7 protein-coding genes are annotated in these 4,538 nt (G+C 45.0%); all 7 read left to right on the top strand.

The features are described 5' to 3' along the window. Positions 1–239: 239 nt before the first annotated feature. The 7 genes from D6855_RS16565 (at position 240) to D6855_RS16535 (ending at position 4,370) form a co-directional block, all read left to right on the top strand. Positions 240–1,385, top strand: a complete 1,146-nt coding sequence (locus D6855_RS16565; RefSeq protein ID WP_120743136.1) for an RNA-directed DNA polymerase — start codon at positions 240–242, stop codon at positions 1,383–1,385. After that, on the top strand, positions 1,315–1,680 hold the full coding sequence (locus D6855_RS16560; RefSeq protein ID WP_120743134.1) for a hypothetical protein: 366 nt from the start codon (positions 1,315–1,317) through the stop codon (positions 1,678–1,680). Before D6855_RS16565 ends, D6855_RS16560 begins: the two co-directional genes overlap by 71 nt. A gap of 3 nt (positions 1,681–1,683) precedes the next feature. After that, positions 1,684–1,830, top strand: coding sequence for an XkdX family protein (locus D6855_RS16555; protein ID WP_120743133.1), 147 nt, complete (start codon positions 1,684–1,686; stop codon positions 1,828–1,830). A 4-nt stretch (positions 1,831–1,834) separates the two neighbouring features. Continuing rightward, entirely contained in the window at positions 1,835–2,188 is a 354-nt protein-coding gene (locus tag D6855_RS16550) for a hypothetical protein (protein ID WP_120743131.1), read from the top strand. A gap of 76 nt (positions 2,189–2,264) precedes the next feature. Beyond that, positions 2,265–2,489, top strand: coding sequence for a hypothetical protein (locus D6855_RS16545; RefSeq protein WP_147368161.1), 225 nt, complete (start codon positions 2,265–2,267; stop codon positions 2,487–2,489). A 17-nt stretch (positions 2,490–2,506) separates the two neighbouring features. Beyond that, on the top strand, positions 2,507–2,854 hold the full coding sequence (locus D6855_RS16540; protein ID WP_120743127.1) for a hypothetical protein: 348 nt from the start codon (positions 2,507–2,509) through the stop codon (positions 2,852–2,854). Between the two features lie 13 nt (positions 2,855–2,867). Then, positions 2,868–4,370: a phage tail tip lysozyme gene (locus D6855_RS16535; protein WP_120743125.1), complete on the top strand. Its 1,503-nt coding sequence runs from the start codon at positions 2,868–2,870 to the stop codon at positions 4,368–4,370. Positions 4,371–4,538 lie beyond the last annotated feature (168 nt).

The raw sequence follows: 4,538 nt of genomic DNA, 5'->3' as shown, positions 1-4,538 counted from the left end.
CAATGGCTTGCTTGTTGGGCGCGCGTTGAATTTGAACAATGCGCTTTCGAACTCGAATTGGAATTACGGGCTTGCCTAGACTTTTCTAATTATGGAACATTAACAAAATGTGCCCTTTTATCCTACACCGCAGGACGTTGCAACACGCCTAGCTATTTAGCAAGTGGAAATACACCCGCAAAAGGTAAGGGCTAGTAACACAGCAATAGCGAAAACCCTTTAGGAGAATAAGTCACAACTTGAAAACCTACAAACACCTTTTAGTACAGATCGCGGACAAAGAAAACGTAAGGAAAGCAATTTTAAACGCAAGCAAGAGAAAAAGACATAGAAAAGACGTAAGAGACGTTATAGAGCATATCGACTACCACGTAGACGTAGTACACGAAATGCTAATAAGTGGTAACTACGTAGCACACGTAGACGCGCCCTGCATTGTTAACGAGGGCACGCACCACAAAGTAAGACGCATACGAAAGCCACATTATAAATACGACCAGATAGTACACCACTGCATTATACAAGTACTACAGCCGATATTAACCGCACCTATGTACGAGTACAGCTGCGGCAGTATTCCAAAGAGGGGCGCGCATTACGGCAAAAAGCGGCTAGAAAAGTGGATAAGAAAAGACGCTAAGGGCACTAAGTATGTTTTTAAAATGGATATTAAGCACTTTTACGAGAGCGTAGACCAGAAAGTACTTAAGGACATGCTAAGAGCCAAAATAAAAGACTGGCAGGCGCTAGAGCTTATATACGCGGTTATTGATAGCTGCGAAAAGGGCTTACCGTTAGGCAATTATACTAGCCAGTGGTTTGCTAACTTTATGCTAACGCCGCTAGATCATTACATTAAAGAAGAGCTGCACGCTAAGTACTATATGCGTTACATGGACGACATAGTAATACTGGGCGGCAACAAAAAGCAGCTGCACAAGATACATAAAGCTATAGAGAAATACTTAGCAGAAAAGCTACACCTGCGTATTAAGGAAAACTGGCAAGTGTTTAGGCTTGTGTATTACGACAGAGACGGCAAAGAGCGCGGCAGACCGTTAGACTTTATGGGCTGGCAGTTTTACCGCGAGAAAACCATACTACGCGAGAGTATTTACTTACGTATTGTGAGGAAAGCAAGGCACGTAGGCAAACACACGACCATACAGGGCGCGCAAGGTATGATAAGTTACATGGGCTATATTAAGCATACGGACACTTACGGCACTTACAGAGAGCATATAAGACCGTATGTAAATATAGGAAAACTTAAGAAATTCACATCAAAAAGAGCTAAGAAAGGAGCGCTAAGAAATGGAGTGGAGAAAGTCGACAGGAACACAGACACAGCAGCCAGCAGTACTAGACTTAACCAGCAGCCCTAGTACCGTTTACATACGAAAGAACATTACCAAAGCGACAGTAAGAGACGCAGAGGGCGTTAAAATTCCCGTTTGGAAGTACGACGAGGCAGCTATTAGCCGCGACGAGTACGAGAAAAACGAGGCAATTTATAGCGAGCTTGTCGTTATGATTGAGCAGGCAGCTAGCGCAGAAAGCGTATACAGTGACGTACTTTTACAGCAGGCAGACGCACAGGCAACGCTAGAGGAACAGGCAACGCTAGAGGAACAGGACGAGACGCTAGCAGACATTTTACTTACAGTACAGGGGGTTTAAACCATGAGCAGACTTTACAAGACCGTAAAAAGATATTACGACAAAGGCTTTTACGACGAGGCAGACGTAGCAGTATTCGTAAGAGCGGGTAGCATTACACCAGAAGAGTACGAGCTTATTACTGGCGAGCCTTACGAGAGCGAGGCTTAATTACATGACAGTAGCAAATTACATAAGTATAGGCGCGTTACTCGTTTCTTGTATCATGGCTTTTGTGAACATCAAGAACGGAAAAGCAACAAACAAGCGAGCAGACGACGCAGAGGACGAACAGAGAGCGCAGCGCGCCAGAGAAGAACAGGCGAAAGACACCCAAGTAATGCTTACCCTTAACAATATCGAGAAACAGCTTAACAAGATAGACGGAACGATAGACACGGTTAAGCAGGACACCCGCGACAACCACGACAAACTACTTATAGCTCTTGAAAGTCAAAAAAGCATGCACAAGCGTATAGACGAGCACGAGCAGCGCATTAACGACTTAGAGCAGGCACTTAGAAAGTAGAGGCGAGGGCATGACAAAACGCATAAGAGCTGCTACGCGTTGGCTATGGGAATTTAGCAAGCGTGTAGTAGTGATTATGGCGGCACTCTATTTTATTTCTTTTATCTATGCTATGGTGTGCTGCTGCTTAGCCTTAGAGCAGGCAGCAGACACTACAGCATTAGCAACGCTTATTACTGAGACTAACGAAACATTTAGAGTAGTAGTAGGCGGCTACATGATTAAAGCAGGGGTAGAGAACGCCACCAAGATATACAAAGACAGACACCAGACGACAGACGAGGACGAAATAGCAGGATAATAGAAAAGAGGTAGAACATGGAGCAGATTATTAACAACTGGGCGCTTATCATTGCAGCAGTAGCGCTCGTAGTATCAGTGGTAACAGCTGTAATTAAGTTTACAAACATGCCAACAGCTGCCCAGATCGCAAAAGTAAAAGAGTGGCTGCTTTATGCAGTGACTATGGCAGAGAAAGAACTAGGCGGCGGCACTGGCAAGCTAAAGCTACGCTACGTGTACGACTTGTTTTTAACTAAGTTTAACTGGCTGGCAAAGGTTATTACTTTCGAGCAGTTTAGTGCACTGGTAGACGAGGCACTAGAGGAAATGAAACGCCTATTAGAGAGCAACAACGCAGTAAAAGACATTGTAAATAAGGAATAAGGGGGCGCAGATCATGGCTAGTAATGAGCAGAGGGCGTGGGCTTTCCTTAAGTCTAAAGGCTTTAACGATTATGCAGCAGCAGGCATTATGGGCAACCTTTATGCAGAAAGCGGCATAAGACCAGACAACCTACAGAACAGCTACGAGAAAAAGCTAGGCTTAACAGACGCAGAGTACACAGCTGCAGTAGATAACGGCAGCTATACGAACTTTGTACACGACAAAGCAGGCTACGGGCTTGCACAATGGACTTATTACAGCCGAAAGCAGAACTTATTAAGCTATGCGCAGGCAAAAGGCGTAAGTATAGCAGATTTAGACATGCAGCTAGAATATCTTTACAAAGAACTAGCTAGCAGCGTAGTAATTATGGATATTTTACGCGAGGCTAACACTGTAAGAGAGGCTAGCGACTGTATTTTACTTAAGTTTGAAAGACCAGCAGACCAAAGCGAGGCAGCAAGAGTAAAAAGAGCTGGTTATAGTCAGACTTTCTACGACAGATACACAAAAACTAGCAGTACGGCTGCTGCTAACAATGAGGGCGGCAAAATGATTACAAAAGATTTTATAGCAGGGAATATTAACGGCATAGCAATTAACAGCACCGTTAAGGCTGCTGCAGCGAACTACAAAGCAGAGAGCCAGCGCAGCGTAAAGTATATTGTTATGCACTACACAGGAAACACGAAAGACACAGCAGTAGCAAACGCTAAGTACTTTGCCAATGGCAGCAGGCAAGCTAGCGCGCATTTCTTTGTAGACGACAGCAACATATACCAGAGCGTAGGGCTAAAAAATACCGCATGGCATTGCGGCAGTAACACTTACTACCATAAAGAGTGCAGAAACTCTAACAGCTTTGGTATAGAAATGTGCTGCACAGCTGGCAATTACAAAATATCGGCTAAAACAAAGGAAAACGCAGCTTACTTGTGCGCATATCTTTGCAAAATGCTGGGCATTGCAGCAGGCGCAGTAATTAAGTACGTAGTAAGACACTACGACGTAACGGGCAAGAAATGCCCTGCAGAAATGGCGGGCGAAAATAACGCAGAGTGGGCTAAGTTTTTAGCAGACGTAGCAAAAATTTTAGGCGGCAGTGCACCAGATCATAACGAGCCAGTGCAGCAGCCTACATTTAAAGCGACAGGCACAGCAGTTACGACAGCTAACTTACGCATGAGGGCGGGAGCTGGCACGAGCTTTAGCACACTATTAGTAGTTAACAAGGGCTGCACCGTACAAGTAGACGGCACAGTAGTTAACGGCTGGTATCATTGCAAATATGGTAATACCGTGGGCTATATGTCTGGCAACTACCTTAAGAACGTACAGACCACCAGCAGCACGCCTGCTGCCACACGCACACACAAAGTAGTAAAGGGCGACACTCTTAGCCAGATCGCAAAGAAATACGGCACAACCGTTAACGCTATCGTACTGGCTAACCGCAGCAAGTACCCTAAGATTACAGCTAGCTATATTGTAGTGGGCTGGGAGCTTGTAGTATAATGTCACACGACGAGGCAGTAAAGATATTAGCAGCTAGCGCAGCATGTCAGTTGCAATATGGCTGCGATATATGCCCGCTGCTGCCGTTTCTTGTAGATCATGGACGGCAAGAGGGTTACTGTAGAGAAAACACAAGCCCAGAAAAAGTGCGAGAGGCAGTACAAGTAA

This window comes from Butyrivibrio sp. CB08 (assembly GCF_003625485.1).
In the GTDB taxonomy this organism is placed as follows: domain Bacteria; phylum Bacillota; class Clostridia; order Lachnospirales; family Lachnospiraceae; genus Butyrivibrio.
The sequence above is the reverse complement of the archived record's forward strand: the minus strand, read 5'-3'. Positions and strand labels throughout refer to the sequence as shown.